2 pseudogenes are annotated in these 677 nt (G+C 32.2%); both read right to left on the bottom strand.

From position 1 onward, the window contains the following. Positions 1-194 (bottom strand): annotated as a pseudogene (locus IDG60_RS19010) (adhesin); the annotation flags it as partial. Between the two features lie 241 nt (positions 195-435). Further along, a pseudogene (locus IDG60_RS19005) lies at positions 436-677 on the bottom strand (accessory Sec system glycosylation chaperone GtfB); the annotation flags it as partial.

Raw genomic sequence — 677 nt, 5'->3', positions numbered from 1 at the left:
TGACGAATTGCTTTGTCAACTTTGTCTAATAAATCTTGCTTAGATAATATCTCTTTTGAAATTTCAGTATCCTTTTCAGATGCAGCTTGGGCATCGTACGGCAAGATATTCGTTAAAATGATACTTGTCGCCATCATTGTCGAACACGATAACTTTACATATAATTGAAACGGTTCCCCTCGATATTTAGCCATCAATATACTCCTTCCTCACTTACTTCCTTCAAAGAATTACATACTATTATATACCTGTTCACAAGAAATTTATACTTATCTATCTAGTTATTGTTGTTAGTAATTATCTACTTATTACTTAGCTTATATTTAAGTAAACAAAACAAGCATGACGTAATATCATATTGTCCATGTCGCTTACATCATATTACGTCAAATCTTTTATATTAAATGATGCTTTATTTTAGACTGCTTTTTCTTTTTAGCTTTCGAGCGCCTGTTTAAAAACTTGCTCGAATTGTTCACGCGAGATTTCGTGTGCATGTGCTTTTTGTGCTAATAAAGCATCTTGAAACTGTTGTTGATCTTTCAAACTCTCTAACATTTGTATTAATTGGTCTTTACTTTCCATTGTTATCTCATCATTATGCTCAAATAAGTGCTCTGATAATGTTACTTTAGCATGGTGTGCGGTTTGACGATAACCTAAAATCAACAACTCAT

This window comes from Staphylococcus sp. EG-SA-2 (assembly GCF_017152085.1).
This window is presented reverse-complemented; position numbering and strand designations above follow the sequence as displayed.